22 protein-coding genes are annotated in these 20,290 nt (G+C 59.6%); 14 read left to right on the top strand and 8 right to left on the bottom strand.

Features of this window, described 5'->3' with window-relative positions; genetic code table 11:
• The first annotated feature begins 18 nt into the window (after window positions 1-18).
• The 6 genes from ACR0A2_RS01450 (at window position 19) to aqpZ (ending at window position 5,112) form a co-directional block, all read left to right on the top strand.
• Window positions 19-480 (top strand): peroxiredoxin, encoded by a 462-nt coding sequence (locus ACR0A2_RS01450; RefSeq protein ID WP_480833830.1) that lies wholly within the window; start codon window positions 19-21, stop codon window positions 478-480.
• 84 nt (window positions 481-564) lie between these two features.
• Entirely contained in the window at window positions 565-1,383 is an 819-nt protein-coding gene (locus tag ACR0A2_RS01445; protein ID WP_480834450.1) for a ferritin-like domain-containing protein, read from the top strand.
• 173 nt (window positions 1,384-1,556) lie between these two features.
• Window positions 1,557-2,888: a DUF5930 domain-containing protein gene (locus ACR0A2_RS01440; protein ID WP_171167673.1), complete on the top strand. Its 1,332-nt coding sequence runs from the start codon at window positions 1,557-1,559 to the stop codon at window positions 2,886-2,888.
• Window positions 2,878-3,378 (top strand): bactofilin family protein, encoded by a 501-nt coding sequence (locus ACR0A2_RS01435; protein WP_117868644.1) that lies wholly within the window; start codon window positions 2,878-2,880, stop codon window positions 3,376-3,378. Before ACR0A2_RS01440 ends, ACR0A2_RS01435 begins: the two co-directional genes overlap by 11 nt.
• Window positions 3,379-3,499: 121 nt before the next feature.
• Window positions 3,500-4,309, top strand: a complete 810-nt coding sequence (locus ACR0A2_RS01430) for a M90 family metallopeptidase (RefSeq protein ID WP_480833829.1) — start codon at window positions 3,500-3,502, stop codon at window positions 4,307-4,309.
• A gap of 113 nt (window positions 4,310-4,422) precedes the next feature.
• Window positions 4,423-5,112 (top strand): aquaporin Z, encoded by a 690-nt coding sequence (gene aqpZ / locus ACR0A2_RS01425; RefSeq protein WP_171167669.1) that lies wholly within the window; start codon window positions 4,423-4,425, stop codon window positions 5,110-5,112.
• A 62-nt stretch (window positions 5,113-5,174) separates the two neighbouring features.
• On the opposite strand, the gene ACR0A2_RS01420 is transcribed toward aqpZ, so the two are convergent.
• Together ACR0A2_RS01420 and ACR0A2_RS01415 are read right to left on the bottom strand one after the other, a co-directional pair.
• Window positions 5,175-5,732, bottom strand: coding sequence for a peptidylprolyl isomerase (locus ACR0A2_RS01420; RefSeq protein WP_171639293.1), 558 nt, complete (start codon window positions 5,730-5,732; stop codon window positions 5,175-5,177).
• Window positions 5,725-6,231, bottom strand: a complete 507-nt coding sequence (locus tag ACR0A2_RS01415) for a peptidylprolyl isomerase (protein WP_152458298.1) — start codon at window positions 6,229-6,231, stop codon at window positions 5,725-5,727. The genes ACR0A2_RS01420 and ACR0A2_RS01415 overlap by 8 nt, the downstream gene beginning before the upstream one ends.
• Window positions 6,232-6,364: 133 nt before the next feature.
• Here ACR0A2_RS01415 and ACR0A2_RS01410 point away from each other — a divergent pair, with 133 nt between their 5' ends.
• The 7 genes from ACR0A2_RS01410 to ACR0A2_RS01380 all read left to right on the top strand — a co-directional run bounded on the left by ACR0A2_RS01410 (window position 6,365) and on the right by ACR0A2_RS01380 (window position 12,685).
• Window positions 6,365-7,555 (top strand): phosphoglycerate kinase, encoded by a 1,191-nt coding sequence (locus ACR0A2_RS01410; RefSeq protein WP_480833828.1) that lies wholly within the window; start codon window positions 6,365-6,367, stop codon window positions 7,553-7,555.
• A gap of 71 nt (window positions 7,556-7,626) precedes the next feature.
• Window positions 7,627-7,971 carry a lysozyme inhibitor LprI family protein gene (locus tag ACR0A2_RS01405; protein ID WP_171639291.1) on the top strand — a complete coding sequence of 115 codons (345 nt, stop codon included), beginning with the start codon at window positions 7,627-7,629 and terminating at the stop codon, window positions 7,969-7,971.
• Window positions 7,972-8,111: 140 nt separating this feature from the next.
• Entirely contained in the window at window positions 8,112-8,411 is a 300-nt protein-coding gene (locus ACR0A2_RS01400; protein WP_171115419.1) for an FtsB family cell division protein, read from the top strand.
• Between the two features lie 170 nt (window positions 8,412-8,581).
• Window positions 8,582-9,571, top strand: a complete 990-nt coding sequence (gene pdhA, locus ACR0A2_RS01395; RefSeq protein ID WP_171115415.1) for a pyruvate dehydrogenase (acetyl-transferring) E1 component subunit alpha — start codon at window positions 8,582-8,584, stop codon at window positions 9,569-9,571.
• Window positions 9,572-9,586: 15 nt separating this feature from the next.
• Window positions 9,587-10,960, top strand: a complete 1,374-nt coding sequence (locus ACR0A2_RS01390; RefSeq protein ID WP_171167663.1) for a pyruvate dehydrogenase complex E1 component subunit beta — start codon at window positions 9,587-9,589, stop codon at window positions 10,958-10,960.
• A 14-nt stretch (window positions 10,961-10,974) separates the two neighbouring features.
• A complete protein-coding gene (locus ACR0A2_RS01385; protein ID WP_480833827.1) occupies window positions 10,975-12,288 on the top strand; it encodes a pyruvate dehydrogenase complex dihydrolipoamide acetyltransferase in 1,314 nt (437 codons plus the stop codon).
• 226 nt (window positions 12,289-12,514) lie between these two features.
• Window positions 12,515-12,685, top strand: coding sequence for a hypothetical protein (locus tag ACR0A2_RS01380; RefSeq protein WP_171328032.1), 171 nt, complete (start codon window positions 12,515-12,517; stop codon window positions 12,683-12,685).
• A 4-nt stretch (window positions 12,686-12,689) separates the two neighbouring features.
• Here the strand turns inward: ACR0A2_RS01380 and cysE are convergent, their stop codons facing one another.
• Window positions 12,690-13,499, bottom strand: a complete 810-nt coding sequence (gene cysE, locus ACR0A2_RS01375; protein ID WP_152458304.1) for a serine O-acetyltransferase — start codon at window positions 13,497-13,499, stop codon at window positions 12,690-12,692.
• A gap of 83 nt (window positions 13,500-13,582) precedes the next feature.
• On the opposite strand from cysE, the gene ACR0A2_RS01370 reads away from it, so the two are divergent.
• Window positions 13,583-13,921: a TraR/DksA family transcriptional regulator gene (locus tag ACR0A2_RS01370; protein ID WP_480833826.1), complete on the top strand. Its 339-nt coding sequence runs from the start codon at window positions 13,583-13,585 to the stop codon at window positions 13,919-13,921.
• On the opposite strand, the gene ACR0A2_RS01365 is transcribed toward ACR0A2_RS01370, so the two are convergent.
• From ACR0A2_RS01365 to ACR0A2_RS01345, 5 genes are read right to left on the bottom strand one after another with little or no spacing between them, the layout of a single operon-like run.
• Entirely contained in the window at window positions 13,902-14,198 is a 297-nt protein-coding gene (locus ACR0A2_RS01365; RefSeq protein WP_152458306.1) for a DUF7742 family protein, read from the bottom strand. The two genes, ACR0A2_RS01370 and ACR0A2_RS01365, sit on opposite strands and share 20 nt — an antisense overlap.
• Entirely contained in the window at window positions 14,198-18,313 is a 4,116-nt protein-coding gene (locus ACR0A2_RS01360) for a baseplate multidomain protein megatron (RefSeq protein ID WP_480833825.1), read from the bottom strand. Before ACR0A2_RS01360 ends, ACR0A2_RS01365 begins: the two co-directional genes overlap by 1 nt.
• Window positions 18,313-18,759, bottom strand: a complete 447-nt coding sequence (locus tag ACR0A2_RS01355) for an NlpC/P60 family protein (protein WP_480833824.1) — start codon at window positions 18,757-18,759, stop codon at window positions 18,313-18,315. The genes ACR0A2_RS01360 and ACR0A2_RS01355 overlap by 1 nt, the downstream gene beginning before the upstream one ends.
• Window positions 18,756-19,643, bottom strand: coding sequence for a DUF2163 domain-containing protein (locus tag ACR0A2_RS01350; RefSeq protein WP_480833823.1), 888 nt, complete (start codon window positions 19,641-19,643; stop codon window positions 18,756-18,758). Before ACR0A2_RS01350 ends, ACR0A2_RS01355 begins: the two co-directional genes overlap by 4 nt.
• Window positions 19,643-20,275, bottom strand: coding sequence for a DUF2460 domain-containing protein (locus ACR0A2_RS01345; RefSeq protein WP_170343941.1), 633 nt, complete (start codon window positions 20,273-20,275; stop codon window positions 19,643-19,645). Before ACR0A2_RS01345 ends, ACR0A2_RS01350 begins: the two co-directional genes overlap by 1 nt.
• Between the last annotated feature and the right edge of the window lie 15 nt (window positions 20,276-20,290).

Here is a 20,290-nt window from a genome sequence, read left to right as displayed (position 1 = left end):
CCTTTAGCGGAGTTTCCAATGCCCGACGTTTCAGACATCGCCCCTGACTTCACTTTGCCGCGCGACGGCGGCGGCGAGGTGACGCTTTCGGCGTTGCGCGGTAGCACCGTGGTTCTGTTTTTCTACCCTCGCGATGATACGCCGGGCTGCACCAAGGAATCCATCGGTTTCTCGGAACAACTTCAGGCCTTTGCCGATGCGGGCGCACAAGTTTTCGGCATCTCGCGCGACAGCGTCGCCAAACATGACAAATTCGTCGCCAAGCATGGGCTGACCACACCGCTGTTGTCGGATGAGAGCTCGACCGTCTGTGAAAACTACGGCGTGTGGGTCGAAAAGAACATGTACGGGCGCAAGTCGATGGGGATTGAGCGTTCGACTTTCATCATCGATCCCGAAGGCAAAATTGCCCGCGTTTGGCGCAAGGTCAAAGTTCCCGGTCACGTAGACGAGGTGCTGGAAGCCGTGCGCGCGCTGTAACGCCCTCGACCACGGTCGCCATCCGGTTTAAGAGCCACAGGATCAACCAGGCGGAGAATAATGGTGTCAAAATCGCTGACTCAGATGGCGACCGAAGTTCTTGCAACGGCGGAAGGTCGGGAAAAGACCGCCCTGTCCAAACAGCACGCCGCCGCGTGGTTTGCGTCGCGCAAGGGCGACGCGCCCCCGATCGAGATCGGGACGGCGTCACCCCCGCTGCGACCCGCGCGCCCGGAACGGCCAGAACTCCTGTCTCCTCGCGAAGTGCCAAAGCGCAAACCGGGCACCGAGGCGGGCCGCATCGCCCTTTTGCACGCCGTGGCGCATATCGAACTGAACGCCGTCGATCTGCATTGGGATATCATTGCCCGCTTTGGCCATGTGCCGATGCCGATCGGGTTTTATGACGATTGGGTAAAATGCGCCGAAGAGGAATCGCACCATTTCGAGATGGTCTGCGATTGTCTGGAACAGATGGGCAGCCACTATGGCGCCTTGCCCGCCCATGCGGGCATGTGGCGCGCGGCCGAAGACACCGCAGACGACCTGATGGGACGGCTTGCGGTCGTTCCGATGGTTCTCGAAGCGCGTGGTCTGGATGTGACCCCCGGCATGATCGAGATTTTTCGCAAGGCCAAGTCTGAGCAGGCCATCGCGGCGCTTGAGGTGATCTATGCCGAAGAAGTCGGCCATGTCGCTTATGGGTCCAAGTGGTTTCACTTCCTATGCGGCCGGGAAAACACGGACCCCAAGGATGTGTTTCACGCATTGGTACGCCGGTATTTCCACGGCGTCCTCAAACCACCCTTCAACGAGGAAAAACGGGCCGAGGCCGGGTTGCCGCCCGATTTCTACTGGCCGCTGACCGAAGACCTACCCGCGCCCGGCGATATCACCAACTGACGCCTCAACATGCTTTTCGGCAATTTCCCGCCGATCTTTGGGGGATTTCTACGCAGTTGGCGCCAGACTGATCAACAAACTTGCCCGAACGCTGCCTGCCCTTTATGCAGTCGGCCCAAGGAGCGGCCGGCACTCACAACCGGTCCCGATCTTGGGGATGAGAGGTAGGACGCGTGCGAACACGTCTGGCAATAAAAATACACTCCGCATTTGAACGGTACTTTCCGGAACGCCGGGTTTTTCTGAAGTCTGACAAAGATACACGTTTTATCCGTCTCAGCTCGGAAACGCAGGTGGTCGCGGTGGCCGGTGTTGCCGTCATGGTCGGATGGACCGCGGTCGCAACTGCCATTCTGCTTATGGACAGCATCGGTTCGGGCAACTTCCGGGAACAGGCGAAACGCGACCAGGCAACCTATCAGGAACGATTGAATGTCCTGTCCGCAGAACGCGACGCCCGTGCGCAGGAAGCCCTCGCCGCTCAGGATCGATTCAACGCCGCGCTGGAACAGATATCCGCCATGCAGTCCGAACTGCTGGCTTCGGAAAACCGCCGTCGCGAACTTGAGACGGGGATCGAAGTCATTCAGACCACGCTGCGCACAACCATGAAACAGCGGGAAGATGCGCGGAAGGAACTGGCGGCGCTGAAGCAGGAAAACAGCAATACAGACATGTACGTAACGGCCTCCAGCGCGCCGGTACAGATGGCCTTCATGACGGACGCTCTGGCGCGTACGGCCGAGGAACGCGATCAGATCGCCGCCGACGCCCGGCAAGCACTGGACCAGCGCGATGATCTTGAGCTGGAAATTCGCCTTATGCAGGAACGCAGCGACGAGATTTTCCGGCAGCTGGAAGAGGCCATGGTGATCTCGGTCGAGCCGCTGGACAAGATGTTCCGTCAGGCGGGAATGCCAACAGACCGTATCATCGAAGAGGTCCGGCGCGGATACAGCGGTATGGGCGGTCCGCTGACCCCTTTATCCCTTAGCACGCGCGGTGAGGTGGACGAGTTGTCCGCCGAGGAAGCCCGCGCGAATACATTGCTGAAACAGATGGATCAGCTGAACCTTTACCGACTTGCGGCCGAAAAGGCTCCCTTTGCCAATCCTGTACATTCGGCCGTGCGTTTCACCAGCGGCTATGGCAGCCGGCGCGACCCCAAAACCGGTGGTCGCCGGATGCATAACGGGGTCGATTTCGCAGGGCCGCAAGGCACGGATATCTTTGCGACCGCAGACGGCGTCGTTACCCATGCAGGCTGGCAATCCGGTTTCGGACGGCTTGTGAAAATCAAGCACGCATTCGGAATTGAGACACTTTACGCTCATAACACCAAGATCAACGTGAAGGTTGGTCAAAGGGTCTCGCGCGGGGATCATATTGCTGATATGGGTAGCACCGGACGGTCGACCGGCACGCATCTGCACTATGAGGTACGCGTGAACGGAAAACCCGTAAACCCAATGACTTACATCAAGGCTGCGAGAAATGTTTTCTAAAAGCAAAATCAACGAGCCCGCATCCAAGGCACCCGAGGCGGCCAAACCAGCCGCTCCGGCGACCCCAGCGGCCCCTGCACCGACCGAGTCGAAACCTGCCACTGCACCCAAGCCCAAGCCGCCTGCGTCGGTTTTGTCTTCGGATCTGCACATCACTGGCAATATCAAAACCTCTGGTGACATACAGGTGGAAGGCACAGTCGAAGGCGACATCCGCGCTCACCTTCTGACCATTGGTGAATCGGCAACGATCAAAGGTGAAGTCACCGCAGATGACGTCGTGATCAACGGACGTATCGTGGGTCGCGTACGTGGCCTCAAGGTGCGTCTGACATCGACCGCACGTGTCGAAGGCGACATCATCCACAAGACCATCGCCATCGAAAGCGGAGCGCATTTCGAAGGGTCTGTACAGCGCCAGGACGATCCGCTGAATCCGGGCCGCAGCGCCAAAGCCGGATCGAACCCGGCAGCAGACGTCAAACAGTAATTCGACCCATCAGGTCAGATCGGAAACGCCGCAGGGAAACCCGCGGCGTTTCTTTTTTGCGCCGCAGCCTGTACCCGGGAAACTTGTTTTGATCGCGCCGGGATCACGCTAGGGTCGGGCCATGTTGATTTTTCTGACACTTGTTGCGGTGATTGCCGCAGGTCTGGCCTTTTACTTCTGGTCCAAACGACAGGCGCGCCACGCCCTGTTGGCCGCGCCGTTGGCTGACAGACAACGGCAGCTTGTCGACGCTCAGGTTCCGATCTTGCGAAAGCTGCCGCAGGGCCTGCGCGCAAAGCTGGAGGGCAAGATCAACTTGTTCTTGGATCAGGTTGAATTTATTGGGTGTGACGGCTTGGACGTTACCGAAGACATGCAACTTTCCATCGCCGCGCAAGCCTGTCTGCTGGTTGTGAATACCAATCTCTGGTATGACAATCTGACCACCATCCTGATCTATCCCAGCGCATTCAAATCCAGGCAGAGCCGGCACAGCGGCTATGTCGTCACCGAGAAGGAAATCGTGCGCACAGGGGAAAGCTGGAACCGCGGCCCGGTGATCCTGTCCTGGGCGCATAGCCAGCGCGGGGCCATGAACGATCATGACGGCCAAAATGTTGTGTTTCACGAATTTGCACACCAGATCGACGATCTGACAGGGTCGGCCAACGGAGTGCCCGTACTTAGCGACGACCAAAGCTTTTCAGAATGGGAATCCGCATTCCTGACAGCCTATGACGCGCATGTCCGCGCCGTCGAATCCGGGCAGCCAACCGTAATCGACCCCTATGGCGCGGAAGGGCACGAGGAGTTTTTCGCCGTTTCGGTTGAAGTGTTCTTTGAGCGACCAAAGGCCCTGCGCAGGTCGGACCCGGAGGTTTACAAGCAACTGTCCAAGCTGTTTCACCTGGACCCTTCTCAATGGCACTAAGGGCTTTGCGACCCCTGGTGCGAGGGTGCCGGGAAAATTCCCCGTTCGGCACAATTTAACAAAAGTTAATTTATGAACTACGCTTAAGCGCATTGCATTGTGGAGGAAATTTCATGTCATCAAAACTACTGGCCGAGTTCTTCGGCACCTTCTGGCTGGTTCTCGGAGGTTGCGGCAGTGCCGTATTGGCAGCGGGCGTTGCAGATGTCGGCATAGGGTGGCTTGGCGTGTCCTTCGCCTTCGGCCTGACGGTTCTGACAATGGCCTACACGGTTGGCCATATCTCGGGCGGGCACTTCAATCCGGCGGTCAGCCTGGGCTTGATGATCGGCGGACGGTTTCCGGCAAAGGATCTGCTGCCCTACTGGATCGCTCAGGTCATCGGCGCAATCGCCGCCGCAGTGGTTCTGTATCTGATCGTCAGCGGTGCGCCCGACTTCGCCGGCGTCGGGGGATTTGCGTCCAACGGATATGGTGAGGCCTCACCCGGAGGGTATTCTCTGATGTCCGCTCTGGTGATCGAAATCGTGATGACCGCTTTCTTCATCCTGATCATCCTGGGTGCAACCTCGGACAAGGCGCCGGCCGGTTTCGCCCCCATCGCAATTGGTCTGGCCTTGACCCTGATCCACCTGGTATCAATTCCTGTCACCAACACTTCGGTCAATCCGGCCCGGTCCACAGGCGTCGCCCTGTTTGCCGACGGCCCCGCCCTGTCACAGCTGTGGCTGTTCTGGGTGGCCCCGCTGATCGGCGGCGCGATCGGTGCGGTCATCTGGAAAGCGATGTCACAAGACGATTGAGTTTCGTTCAATCGACCATAAGGAACAGCCCGGCGCTCTTTGGAACGCCGGGCTGTTTCGGTTCATTCGGTGACGGTGACTTTTTTCATCACGTCGGGCTGTCCCGTAACCGCTCCGGTCTGGGAATGCCCCCGTTTGATTGCATCCACCACGTCCATACCGTCGGTCACCTGACCGACCACGGTGTACTGGCCATCCAGAAACGGGCCGGGTTCGAACATGATGAAGAATTGCGAATTGGCTGAATCCGGGTTCTGCGACCGGGCCATGCCGACCACGCCACGATCAAAGGTCAGGTCAGAAAACTCGGCCGGCAGATCCGGGCGGTCTGACCCACCACGCCCGGCATACCGCATGTCAAAGCCGTTCGCGGTGGAATTGCCGTATTGAACATCGCCGGTCTGGGCCATGAAACCTTCGATCACGCGGTGGAACACCACACCATCATACTTGCCGTCCGCAGCCAGTGCCGTGATCTGTTCCACGTGCTTCGGCGCGACATCTTCGAACAGATCGATGGAGATCGTGCCATTGGCCCCTTCCCCTTCGACCTCGATCTGCAAACCGCTGGCCAGCGCCGGGCTTGCCAGCAGGGCAAAGGCGGCGGCAAGCTTATACATCTGCGGCCACCTTGACGCTGATCATGCGGTCGGGGTTCGCAGGCGGCTCGCCACGTACGATCGCGTCCACATGCTCCATGCCTTCGATGACGCGGCCATAAACGGTGTACTGGCCGTTCAGGAAATGGTTGTCCTTGAAGTTGATGAAGAACTGCGAGTTGGCCGAATCCGGGTTCTGCGACCGGGCGGCGCCCAAAGTGCCGCGATCATGGGGCAGTTTGGAAAACTCTGCCGGTACGTTCGGCAGCGACGAACCGCCGGTCCCCGCCATCCGCAGGTTGAACCCATCTTCCATGTCGCCATGCTGCACGTCACCGGTTTGGGCCATGAAGCCGTCGATCACTCGGTGAAAGGCCACGTTGTCGTATTCTCCGCTGCGGGCCAGTTCTTTCATCCGCGCGCTGTGCAAAGGCGCCACATCCGGCAGCAGCTCGATGACGACATTGCCGTCTTTCAGCTCGATGATGATCGTGTTTTCGGGATCCTTGATCTCGGCCATGAGGCCCTCCTGTCGTTTATCTTGCGCAAATACCTATGACGCACGCGTACGAATGCCAAGTGACGCATTGACCTGAGGGCAAATTGCAGGAAAAGAACCGCCTAAATCATTTGCCAATGACAAGGATCGCACAATGGGCTGGAAAACACTGGACGATATGGACCTGAACGGCAAACGCGTACTTGTGCGTGTGGATATCAACGTGCCCGTGGTTGACGGTGTTGTGACCGACGCCACCCGCATCCAGAGAATCGTGCCGACGGTGCGCGACATTCTGGCCGCAGGCGGCAAACCGATCCTTCTGGCCCATTTCGGTCGCCCCGGAGGAGAGCGGCACGAGAACCTGTCGCTCAAGCAACTGGTTCCGACCCTCGAAAGCGCTTTTGGCACCAAAGTCCTGTTTGCCGCCGACTGTGTCGGAACCGAGGCCGAACTGGCGGCGCAGGCGTTGCAGCCCGGCCAGGTGCTGTTACTTGAGAACACGCGTTTTCACGCTGCGGAAACCAAGAACGATGCCGATCTGGCCGCAGGTATGGCCAGGCTGGGTGACGTGTACTGCAACGACGCGTTTTCAGCGGCGCACCGGGCCCACAGCTCGACCGAGGCCATCGCGCGCCTGCTGCCCGCCTGTGCCGGTCGTTTGATGCAGGCCGAGTTGCAGGCACTGGAAAGCGCGTTAGGCGCGCCCGAACGCCCCGTAACAGCGGTTGTGGGCGGGGCCAAGGTTTCGACCAAGCTGGAATTGCTGGGCAACCTGATCGACAAGGTCGATTATCTGGTGATCGGTGGCGGCATGGCCAATACGTTCCTTGTCGCGCAAGGTGTCAGTGTCGGAAAATCGCTGGCCGAAACTGCGATGAAAGACACCGCAGCCGAAATTCTGACCAAAGCCGAAAGCACCGGCTGTCAGATCGTTCTGCCACGTGACGTCGTGGTTGCCGAAACGTTTGAAGCCAACGCCCCTCATCAGGTTTTGCCTGCGGATCAATGCCCCGAAGATGGCATGATCCTGGACGCTGGCCCCGAAAGCGTGGCCGCGATCATCGAGATATTCGAAAAAAGCAAAACCCTGATCTGGAACGGACCGCTGGGCGCATTCGAACTGGAACCGTTCGACGCCGCCACCAATGCCGCCGCCTTGAAGGCGGCCGCGCTCAGCCGTTCGGGCCAGCTGATCTCGGTCGCCGGAGGTGGAGACACGGTTGCTGCCCTGAACGCCTCGGGTGCCGCCAAGGACTTCACCTATATCTCGACCGCGGGTGGCGCGTTTCTGGAATGGATGGAAGGCAAAACGCTGCCCGGTGTCGCAGCGCTAGATCAGTAAGCACCGCTTGCCGCCTTTGATCGCCTGATATGGTCCATGGTAGTATCCCCTTTTGAACGGGGGATATTACCGTGAAGCCAGTTTACCTTCTTGTCCTAATGAACCTGCCCTGCTCTGCCGCTGCTCAATCCAGTTGCAGCGGCCAAACCCAGCTTGACGCCAATTTCTGCGCCAAGGAACAATGGGAGGCCGCTGATCGTGAACTCAACCGGCTGTGGGCACAGATCAAGCCCGCAACCGATGCGCGCGGCGACGGTGATGCCCTTCTGACCGAACAACGCGCCTGGCTGAAGGCCCGAGACGTAACCTGTGACACGGAATTGTCGGGCGGCGGCAGCGCTGCGCCGATGTTCTACTGGACCTGCATGAAAGAACAGACCGTCGCGCGAAATCAGGCGCTGGAATCATGGCGCTGACGCGGATCAGGACGCGCTTAAATTACTGATGAAAAAATCGAAACAGGGGATTCACAACCCGAATCACCTGTGACATAGTGTTTTCAGATGCTCGCAAAGGGCACGTTTTTGAGGCTAGTTTTCATACGGCGGTAAACAGAGTGTCCCGTTCCCATCGGCCCGGTTTGGGCTCAATCATCTTCTTCTCGGTGGCTTTCATGCTTGGTGTGTATTTCACGTTTGCCGCCGTACAAGGTGACTATGGCCTGTTTCGGCGGGTCGAAATTGCTGCGGAACGGGACGCCCTGTCACAGGACCTGGAAAAGCTGAATGCCCAAATCGCCGAATTGGAAAACCTGACTCGGCGCCTGTCCGACACCTATCTGGATCTTGACCTGCTCGATCAGCAGGCGCGTTCGGTTCTTGGCATGATCCGGGCGGATGAGATCGTGATCCGCTGATCCTTTTTGGGCTGCCGGACGCCTTCGGACCATCGTCGCACCGCTTTGCCTGTCGGGTGCGCCACGCCCGCGCGGACGCTGCGTCACATTTCCCCTCGCCAGAAAGCCCCAAATGCTTTATGAGATAGTTTAACGCTAAACTATCTTGCCGAAAGGGGGAGATCGCCACTATGGCTGCGCGAAAAACCACAAAGAAACCAAATGTTTCTGCGGAAGAACTTAAGACATACTACCGCGAGATGCTTCTGATCCGTCGATTCGAAGAAAAGGCGGGTCAGCTTTATGGCATGGGCCTGATCGGCGGATTCTGCCACCTGTACATCGGTCAAGAGGCGGTTGTTGTCGGGCTCGAAGCGGCAGCACAGGACGGCGACAAGCGGATCACCTCGTATCGTGACCACGGCCATATGCTGGCCTGTGGCATGGACCCGGGCGGCGTGATGGCCGAACTGACCGGGCGCGAAGGCGGCCTGTCCAAGGGCAAGGGCGGCTCGATGCACATGTTCTCAAAAGAAAAGCACTTCTATGGGGGCCATGGCATCGTCGGCGCGCAGGTGCCTTTGGGTGCCGGTCTGGCTTTTGCCGACAAGTACAAGGAAAATGGCGGCGTGACCTTTACCTATTTCGGCGACGGTGCCGCAAACCAGGGTCAGGTCTATGAGACGTTCAACATGGCCGCCCTGTGGGATCTTCCCGTGGTTTTCGTGATCGAGAACAACCAATACGCCATGGGCACAGCGCAGGCGCGTTCGACCTCGTCACCCGATATCTATGTGCGCGGCGAAGCCTTCGGCATCCCCGGCGAGATCGTCAACGGAATGGATGTGCTGGCCGTCAAAGCCGCTGGTGAAAAGGCCGTTGCCCACTGCCGCGCCGGCAAGGGCCCTTACATTCTTGAGGTAAAGACCTACCGCTATCGCGGCCACTCGATGTCTGACCCGGCCAAGTACCGCACCCGCGAAGAGGTTCAGAAAGTCCGCGAACAAAGCGACCCGATCGAACATGTGCGCGAACTGCTGCTGACCGGCAAACACGCGACCGAGGATGACCTGAAGGCGATCGACAAGGAAATCAAAGAGATCGTGAACCAAGCCGCCGAATTCTCGAAAGAAAGCCCCGAGCCCGCCGTCGAAGAGCTCTGGACCGACATTTACGCCTGAGAGGACGAATAAGACATGGCAACCGAAATTCTCATGCCCGCCCTTTCGCCCACGATGGAAGAGGGCACGCTGGCCAAATGGCTGGTCAAGGAAGGCGACACCGTATCCAGCGGTGACATCCTGGCCGAAATCGAGACCGACAAGGCGACAATGGAATTTGAAGCTGTCGACGAAGGCATCGTCGGCAAGATCCTGATCGCCGAAGGCACCGAAGGGGTCAAAGTGAACACCCCGATTGCGGTTTTGGTCGAGGAAGGCGAAGACGCGTCGGCCGTGACCGCAGCTGCACCCGCAGCCGCAGCGGTGGCCGAAGCCGCCCCTGCGGCGGTCGAGGCCCCCGCTCCTGCCGCTGCGGCCCCCGCTGCGCCGGTGGTCGACCTGTCGCCCGACTGGCCGGCAGATGCCGAGATGAAATCCGAAACCGTTCGCGAAGCTCTGCGCGACGCGATGGCCGAAGAAATGCGCAACGACGAAGACGTCTATCTTATGGGCGAGGAAGTCGCGGAATATCAGGGCGCATACAAGATTTCCCAGGGTCTGCTGGACGAATTCGGCCCCAAGCGCGTGATCGATACACCAATCACCGAACATGGTTTCGCCGGTATCGCCGTCGGGTCGGCCTTTGGCGGGCTGAAACCGATCGTCGAGTTCATGACGTTCAACTTCGCGATGCAGGCGATCGACCAGATCATCAACTCGGCCGCCAAGACGCTGTACATGTCCGGCGGTCAGATGGGTTGTCCGATCGTCTTCCGCGGCCCCAACGGCGCCGCCGCGCGCGTGGCTGCCCAGCACAGCCAGGACTATGCCGCCTGGTACATGCAGATCCCCGGCCTGAAGGTGGTGATGCCCTATTCGGCAGCCGACGCCAAGGGCCTGCTGAAATCGGCCATCCGCGACCCCAACCCGGTGATCTTCCTGGAAAACGAAATCCTCTATGGTCGCACTTTCGACATGCCACAGGTCGATGACCTGACCGTGCCGCTGGGCAAGGCGCGCATCTGGCGCGAAGGCTCGGACGTGACCATCGTCAGCTTCGGTATCGGCATGCAATACGCGCTAGAAGCCGCCGACAGGCTGGCCGAAGACGGCATCAGCGCCGAGGTGATTGACCTGCGCACCATCCGTCCGATGGATACCGGTGCGATCATAAACTCGGTGATGAAGACCAACCGTCTGGTGACTGTGGAAGAAGGCTGGCCGCAAGGTTCGGTCGGCAGCTACATCTCATCCGTCGTGATGCAGGAAGCATTCGATTATCTCGACGCGCCGGTCATCAACTGCACTGGCAAGGATGTTCCTATGCCCTACGCCGCGAACCTCGAAAAGCTGGCCTTAATCACTACGGACGAGGTGATCGAAGCCGTCAAACAAGTGACCTACCGGTAAGGAGCGACAGACAGATGCCCACCGAAATTCTGATGCCCGCCCTTTCGCCGACCATGGAGGAAGGCACGCTTGCAAAATGGCTGGTCAAGGAAGGCGACACCGTCTCCTCCGGCGATTTGCTAGCCGAGATCGAAACCGACAAGGCCACGATGGAGTTCGAAGCCGTCGATGAAGGCATCGTCGGCAAAATCCTGATCCCCGATGGCACCGAAGGGGTCAAAGTCAATACCGCCATCGCGATTTTGCTGGAAGATGGCGAAAGCGCCGATGACATCGCCGCGGCCCCGGCCAAGACCCCGGAGGCTGCCCCCGCAGCCGACGCGGGCAACGAGGCCGCCGCCCCTGCGGCGTCCGAGGCGCCCGCCCCTGCCCCTGCGCCGGCCGCTCCGGTCAAGGCGGATGGCGGTCGTATCTTTGCTTCCCCTCTAGCCCGACGGATCGCTGCGCAGAAAGGCCTCGATCTGGCACAGATCACAGGCTCTGGCCCGCATGGCCGCATCGTCAAGGCGGATGTCGAGGGCGCGACGGCCACTGCGACGCCCCCTGCCCCGGCAGCCGCCGCGGCCGCGCCTGCGACCGCACCGGCGGCGGCCTCTGGACCGTCCGCCGATATGGTCGCGCGGATGTATGAGGGCCGCGAGTATGAAGAAATTCAGCTCGACGGTATGCGGAAAACCATCGCTGCGCGTCTGGGCGAGGCCAAACAGACCATCCCGCATTTCTACCTGCGCCGCGACATCAAGCTGGATGCGCTGCTGAAGTTCCGCAGCCAGTTGAACAAGCAGTTGGAAGGCCGTGGTGTGAAGTTGAGCGTCAACGACTTCATCATCAAGGCCGTCGCCAACGCGCTTCAGCAAGTTCCGGCCTGCAACGCCGTCTGGGCGGGCGACCGCGTGTTGCAACTCAAGCCGTCGGACGTGGCCGTAGCGGTCGCGATCGAGGGCGGGTTGTTCACCCCGGTTCTTCAGGACGCCGACATGAAATCTCTGTCGGCGCTTTCGACCGAGATGAAGGATCTCGCCGCCCGTGCCCGCGAGCGCAAGTTGGCACCGCACGAGTATCAGGGTGGCACGTTTGCCATCTCGAACCTCGGCATGTTCGGCATCGACAATTTCGACGCCATCGTGAACCCGCCTCATGCCGGTATTCTGGCGGTGGGCACCGGCGTGAAAAAGCCCGTTGTCGGGGATGATGGAGAACTGACGGTGGCGACCGTAATGTCTGTTACCATGTCCGTCGATCACCGCGTCATCGACGGCGCGCTGGGGGCAGAACTGCTCAAGGCTATTGTCGACAACCTGGAAAACCCGATGGTCATGCTGGCCTGACGACCCGAATGATGCCCGTGCCCCGGACAGCCGGAGCGCGGGCAGCCTCAAGTGTTTGCACTGAATTGAACTTGCGTGATCGGGGCACCGATTGCCCGATGTATCCAAGCGCCCCACTTCCTTCCTTTAGAAGCAGACGGAAGGCAGGTGCGCGATGCTCTCAAGAAATCTCATTCTCAGCCTGAGTGTTTTGGCGATACCCGCAGCCACGGCACCTGAATGTGCCATGGCAAAGCCCAACGGCTATCCGGGTGAGCATTCAAAGTTCAAGCCAAACGATCCGGCCGCGATTGCCCGGCACAAAGCCGTACAGGACAGACGGCAGGAGCTTCGCAAACAAAAAAGGGAAGAACGGCGGCGCAAGCGGTTGGACAAACGCGCCAACCGCTCTCGCTGAACTGTTACTGATCCTTGCCCAGCATATGATCCATCGAGATCGAAGGCTGGTCGCACCCGGCTTCCCCCACGATCTTGGCGGGGATACCGGCGACGGTCTTGCAGGGCGGCACCTCTTGCAGCACCACCGAACCGGCGGCGATGCGGCTGCAATGGCCAATGGTGATATTGCCCAGCACCTTGGCCCCGGCCCCGATCAGAACACCGTCTCCGATTTTTGGATGACGGTCTTCTTCTTCCTTGCCGGTTCCGCCCAGTGTCACCGAGTGCAGCATCGACACGTTGTCACCCACCACTGCCGTCTCGCCAATCACGATGGAATGGGCATGGTCAATCATGATGCCCTTGCCGATTTTGGCTGCCGGGTGAATGTCGATCCCGAAAATTTCGGATGAGCGCATCTGGAAGAAATAGGCCAGATCATAGCGCCCCTTGCGCCACAACCAATGGGCCACGCGATATGCCTGCATGGCCTGGTACCCTTTGAAATACAGGATCGGCTGCAACAGCCGATGACAGGCCGGGTCACGTTCGTAAACGGCCATAAGGTCCGCCCGAGCAGCTTCGAGCAAACCCGGATCGTCGGCATATGCCTCATCCACGATTTCACGCAGAACCATCATCGACATTTCGTTCGAGCACAGCTTCGCCGCCACTCGATATGAAAGCGCGCGTTCAAGGCTGCGGTGATGCAGGATACAGGCGTGCACGAGCCCCCCCATGAGGGGCTCTTTCTCGACGGCCGCATGGGCCTCGGATGTGATACGGGTCCAGACCGGATCAACCGGTGTCACATGGCTGCGCTTTTCGAACATGGCTTTGATCCTTTGCTGCGCCTAGAATGCCATTTAGTGGCAAAAAGACCAAACGCAAACCCATGATCGGTCATGTAACGAAAATGAATGAGTCAGAGCGCATCCATTTCGAAACACGAATTCGCGAACGATTGGCGGAATTGCAGCAGATGTCAGCGTCGGGGCAGCAGGCTCAGGCTGTTGTCGAGCTGGATCAACAGGCCGTTGGACGGCTGAGCCGCATGGATGCGCTGCAAAATCAGGCCATGGCCAAGGCACAGCAGGCCAATCGCGATGTGGAAACACGCCGGCTTCTGGCCGCGTTGGACCGGCTTGAAGCGGGCGAGTTCGGATATTGCGAAGACTGCGGCGAGCGGATTCCGGATGGGCGGCTGACTCTGGATCTGGCCGCCAGCAAATGCGTCAGCTGCGCGTCCGGCTAGCCTGAAATCTCGCAAGCTGGTGCAGAACCATCTCAAAACACTGGCAATATTGCAGATCGTCAAACCCCGGTTCATCGGCCAGGGCCCTGTTTCGCGCAACGGCCATGAGAGAACCATTGCCGTAAACCGGGTGGAGCTTGCCCGTGCGCTCCAAATGCCTATCGGCCAATTCCGCCTCGTGGATCATCCGCACACACAAAGCCCCCCTGTCCGGCTGCGGCACGGCCAGCAAGGCGCGCGCCGCAGCACTGACATCTCCATGCAGAACCGGCCGCATCAGGCAGCTTGCCCAACCGCAAGACGCGACCAGGCACCCGGTCCGAATACAGCAGATACCTGGGCCACTTCGACCTCATAGCCCCCGGACAGACCATCCGCCGCTTTCATGGCCGTCGAATAGGTCCACCTTGGTTCGAATGTCAGTTCTTCACGCAGAACGGTTCCACCCGCAACGACACGGACCAGGTAGGATTCGGTTTCTTCGCCCAGGGAAATCTCCAGCCCCGACCAGTCATCCGCATCCGTTCGGGCACGTCGGATCCACGTAAGCTCATCCCCGGAGGTACCAGACCGAACCCGCATGTGCACAGGCGCATAGGGGCGCAATCCGTTGCCTGCAAACGAGGCAATCAGGTGTTGATAGGACGGGTCATCATAGCCGCGGGTCGCAGGCCCAATGCGATAATGTTTGGCAAGACGCCTTTCGTTTCGCAGCAGGCTGATCTGTTGCACCCTGTCATTCAGCAGCACGAATACCGATCCATCCGGCCAGACATCAGGCATCAAGGCGTCTGTTCCCAGTTGACCCCTGAGCCGCCCGGACAACGCGTATACATCCGGGGTCTCGAGCGCCGCGTCAGCGAACTGAAAAACCTCCCAGTTACCGGGTGTTCCGTCACCGATTGCAGCCAGATTGACGCCATTCATCACCGAGCTGCGCGGGCGGGATTCCAACTGACCTGCAAGCAGTTTGACCTTCAAGGCAGGGCCCTCATCCCAGACACCGACACTGGCGCGGCTCAGCGGTGTTTCGGTCACGCCGACCACTGCCCGCTGGGCAATGACGTCGCTCAGGCGATAGCCATCGTCACTGGACGAGGAATAGACCGTTGCCGCCCCGGGCCATGGATCTCCGGTAACGGCCAGATAAGGCGCATGAGGGGCCTCGGCCCCCGTGATCAAGGGCAGATCCAGAAAAACCGGCAGCACGGGGACCGGCGCCGCATATGGTTTGAGCGTTGCCGGGTCGTCATTCAATTCGGACGCTTTGTACACGCCCTGTTCAATCCGGACCGCTTCAACAAGTTGCAAGTCGGCGGATTCCAACCGGTCGATCCGGTACACCGGCCCGGTTTCAGCATCTGTCAAACGAACCAGATCCCCTGCCCCCAGGTGCATTTGAGACGGCGGAAGCGCAAACCGAACCGTATCGCGGGAAACTCTGGCTTCGCTCAACCAACGTTCGGCCGTTTGCCGCCCTTCGGCGCGGGTCATGGACAGAGGCATCTCATTCACGGATACGGAATGGGTGCGATCATCGGGCAAAACCGCCTCTTCCGCGACGACATCATGATCCGCGTCCGACTGAACAAAGCGCAGACGAACGCGCCCGGTCATTTCGGCCTCGGCCTCACGCCGGTGTTCGACCGTCCCTTCAAGATCGCTGCTGATCGCCAGATGATCGGGGTTCAAGGCAACTGCGCCATACCCGTCGCGCATCTGGAACTTCAACACTCCATCCCTTTCGATCGCATCAAACCCATAGCGCAGCATCAGCGGCTGCAAGGCGGAACGAGCGTTCGTCACGTCTTCGATGACATACCCGCGGACCACACCGTACAGACCAGAGACGTCTATATCCGTGACACCTGCACCTTGGCAGATTTCGGTCACCACGGAGGCCAACGTGCGAGACCCGGACCGACCGTTCAGCCAGTGCCCTCTGGGATAGTTCTCGCCATCGTCCCACTGGCTTTTCAAGTTCGGAAAGGTCGGAAACGGACGGGTATCCCATGCCCAGACATAAGCGTTTGCCATGTCCAGCATCGGCGCGCCGTAGATGTCCGAGATCGGATTGACCTTCGGATCGCTCCAATAGCCAAGCATCGCCGTCAGATACTGAACCTGAATGAAGTCGTCGCGCAGCCCGTTTGAATACGCGGGCAACAACGATTCCGATGACTTCGGGTCCAGGAATTTGTTCGGCTGGTTCGTGCCCTTGTCGATTGCCGCACACCCCAACTCGGTGAACCAGATCGGTTTCGATGCGGGCACCCAATCGGTCGGGTTGGGTTGACGCACGCCTCCGATCCGTTCGTGATGCGGATTCGACCACCAGTTGCGCAGGTCCTTGTATCTCCAGATCCACGGCTCGTCATACCCCTGATCTTTGATCGGAGTCCTGATCTGCGCTTCCGCCTCTTCCGGAGAGGCGTAGTACCAGTCATACCCTTCACCGCCTTCGATATTGCTGCGAAGATACCCCAGGTCGTAAATCGAAGGCGCGCCGGCCTCGGCGTCCAGATGATGTTCACCGTCACGCCAATCGGACAACGGCATGTAGTTGTCGATGCCGATGAAATCGATGTTGTCGTCCGCCCAAAGAGGGTCGAGGTGAAAATACCTGTCGCTGGTGCCCTTTGGCTGGTATCCGAAATACTCGCTCCAATCCGCTGCATAGCCGATTTTCGTGTCCGGCCCCAGAATCTGACGCACCTCGGCCGCCAAGGCGCGAAGCTGCGCAACGGCCGGAAAGCCCGAAGCCCCCCTGATCTGCGTCAGGCCACGCATCTCGGACGAGATGCAGAACGACGAAACGCCGCCGGCAGCCTTGCACAGCATGGCATAGTGCAGAATGAAACGCCGCAGGCTCCATTCCTGAGGGCCGGAATATGTGATGATTTCTTTGGCCGTGACACCGCTGTCCCCCAGCAGCCCGCCAAAGGTACCGCCCCCGGAGACCCAAGTTAAACCGGTATCCCCTCTATCGTCAGGCCGACCACCCGGTCTGGGCCTGACCAGACCACCCGAGCCACTGCCGGTGCCGCCCGATCCGTTCGTATCCTGGTTGATCGCAAAATCCTGTGCACGTGCTGTTCCGAAGAACGCGGCGACCTGTGCATCGGCCGATGCCGTCTGGTCCGCAGAACCCGGACGCCCCGGCGCCACATCGAGGGTGATCCGCCCACGCCATGGCAGGTGATGCTGACTTGACGCATCCGACCAGGGATCAGGCAGCCCGTTCCCCGGCAATTGCTCCATCAGGATGAATGGGTAGAGCATCACCCGTTTGCCGGATTGGTTCAGATGCCGGATCGCCTCGACCACGGCCGCATCGGCCGGAGTCCCCCCATAGACCGGGCGGTCGTTCTGTCGCACCACAAGCCCGGCGTCACTTCGGGCCTGATCAGATACGATCCAGGGCATATCGCTGCTGTCGTTCTCGCGCTGTTCGATCTTTGGCCGGATCTTGCAATGTCCGCATCTCAGGTCATCGCCGAACCACGACACCACCAATGATGCAGCATCGCAATTGGGCAACTCGCTTTCCAGCGCTCGGGTCGAGGAGACAAGATCCGAGGTGCCTGACGCGGAATGTGCGTTTGCAGGCCAGCTTTTACCAGATTGTGAATAATTCACCTGAGAGCTGGCCAGAGCATATTCTCCGGTCCCCGGTATCATGGCGACCCCGCGCACGATCTGAGGCAATGCACTGTCATGATCGGGCATGTCCCGCTGCGTGGGGCGAACAACTTCGAATGAAAACTGCGGCACCCGGTTGCCGAAAGCGCCGAGCGGGAAGTCCTCGATCACGACATAGGCGGTTCCGCGATACGCTGGAACTGTTCCCGCGCCTTCAATCGCCTCGATCAGCGGGTCCGGCAACTGATCCCACGTACCATGGTAAACCCGCATGTTGAGGCTGGATCGATCTTGTTCTTCTCCATCCGCCCAGATGCGCGCGACATCGACAATCTCACCGGCGCCGACCGCAATCGCCATCGAAATCGAGTAACTGTACGTGACCGTAGTCACCTCAGGGGTCTTGGGTTTCCCCTTGCCCCCGCCGCCGCCACCCTCTGTGGTGGTCGTCTGGGTCTCCAGAAAATCCGAAGCCCAAATGACCTGACCACCCACACGCATACGGCCAAACACGGTGGTCACCGGCGCACCTTCGCCGGTTTCCGTCAACCGAAACCTATCCATACGGCCGGTTTCAACGACTTCACTGCCGCTGCCCATAACGGACTGGTTAAAGAACTTCTGATCAAGGACCCGCCCGACCGTCGCACCAACGGCCCGACCGATAATTGCGGTTGATAGACCCGCAACCGTGCCCCCGATCGAACCGCCCAGCGCGGCCCCGGCTGCAGAAAGAAGAATAGTGGCCATCAATGCATCTCCATCGGGAATTCGAAACAGGAAACGATACGGCGGTACCAAGGCCTGCTCAGTGCGTTTTCCACCACACCGTGGCCGGAATACGCGTGAATAAAGCGGGGCTCGGGGTGCGTGGTACTGACGATGCCCAGATGCTTGGCGACGCTTGCGTCGCGCATCCGAAACAGCAGAACATCCCCCGAAGTCATCTTGCCTATTGGTTTTTCGACCAGATGCCGCCTGGCAGCCACCCACATCCGTTCCTCACCCTGCGGTTCGGACCAGTCCATGCTGTAGGCCGGAACGGATTCAGGTTCCCGCCCGATCACGGCGCGCCAAACGCCGCGCAACAGGCCCAGACAATCCGCACCGGCACCGTTGGCCGAGGCCTGATGCACATAAGGCGTTCCAAGCCATTTGCGCGCCTCTGTCACGATATCCTCTCTACGTATTGTCACCGTAAGCTGCCTCCGCTATTGGCTTTGCTTTTCTTGGGAACAGCCATGACCCAGTCTTCGCCCGGAAGATCTGGAAACCCTTGAAAATTCAAAAAGTTGTTGAACTTGAACCGGCAGGTTTCCATGCGCTTGTCGCATCCTGCCCGCAGCTTCACACTGTCGCCGATCGCCAGGCTTGCCCCGAAGCCGGACCAAAGCGTGATCTCCCGCCCGGTTGCCGTCTGCCTGTCGTTCTTGATCGAAGACCACAACCCCTTGGCAGAACCGGACAAAACATCCACGCGCCCCCGTTCGAACCAGCCTTCTTCAATGGTCTGGCCTCCTGCGACATGCAGAAGGGTGCCGCCATCGAAACCCGAGATCACACCGTCGAACCAATACCCCGGCGTGTCGGTGTTGAACCGGCAGGCCCGATCCCCCAACACAGCCGTGCAAGGCTTTTGGTAAACGCGCCCCAAAGGGCGGTTCAGCAAGTCGGTCAGGCCACGCAATTCCGCATGGAACGCGCCGCCAGAGCGGCGCAACTCACCAATTGAACCCCGGAACTGAAGGACGCGTTGATCCAGATCTGTCCAGTTGACCAACCAGGCGCGCACCTCGGCCCCGTCAAAGCGCCCCGCTGCGATATCCTCGTCGCGAATGGCCGCATCAGACAGGGCGCCCATCGCTTCCGTGTTGTCGATGGACAGGCCCGTAGCCTGCTCGATGGCAGCGGCCGTCAGACCGGTACTGGCCTTGAAGGTCAACCCGTCAAAACTCAGCTCCATGTCGTGGTCGGTGAAACCGTATTCCTGACCGTCCGTGCGTTTGATCGCCCAACAGCGGCAGACCGTTGTCAACCCGCTTTGCAGATGCGCGTGCAGGCCCTGTATATCTTCAGCCATCAGATGCGCACCTCGACCACTGGAACGTTCGGTACGTCGCCGGCCTGGAAACTTGCCACACTGGTCTGGATTTTGTCGGTGTCAAAACGCACCGGCACATCAAATTCAAAACCCGCGGTGATATCGACTTCTTCCGGCGGCGGGTCCGCAAACGTGACCTTACCCGTCGTCAGATCAACGTCAAAATCCACGCCCTCGCGGACCTCATCCTGATCCAGCCCCAGACGCACCGTCCCCAATACCGGTTTCACGATGGGGCGCGCATAGCTTACTCCGCCCGATTGGTAGGTCTTGATCAACTGGAATTCAGTGCGTGTTCCGTCGCCTTTGGCGATCACCTGATCTCCGAAACTGGTGTCCGCCGAGGCCTTGCCGGATTTGAAATCCGACCAGTCTTTCCAGCGAAAGCCGAACATCTGGCCCTGCCGTGCTTCGAAGAAGGAAATCAATGTCTCGATATCGTCCAGCGAACGCATCCCCAACCCCGCATCATATCGGCGGCGCGAATGGGCCCAGGGCGTGTTGCGCTCTTCAAAACCATTGGCCAGCGTCACGATGTCCGTGCGCCGTTCCGGGCCGCCGACCGAGCCAAAGCTCAGGCTGGCGGGAAATCTCACCTCGTGGAAATTCATCAGCTGCTCCCTGAT

It is taken from the genome of Ruegeria sp. H8, assembly GCF_056532905.1.
This window is presented reverse-complemented; position numbering and strand designations above follow the sequence as displayed.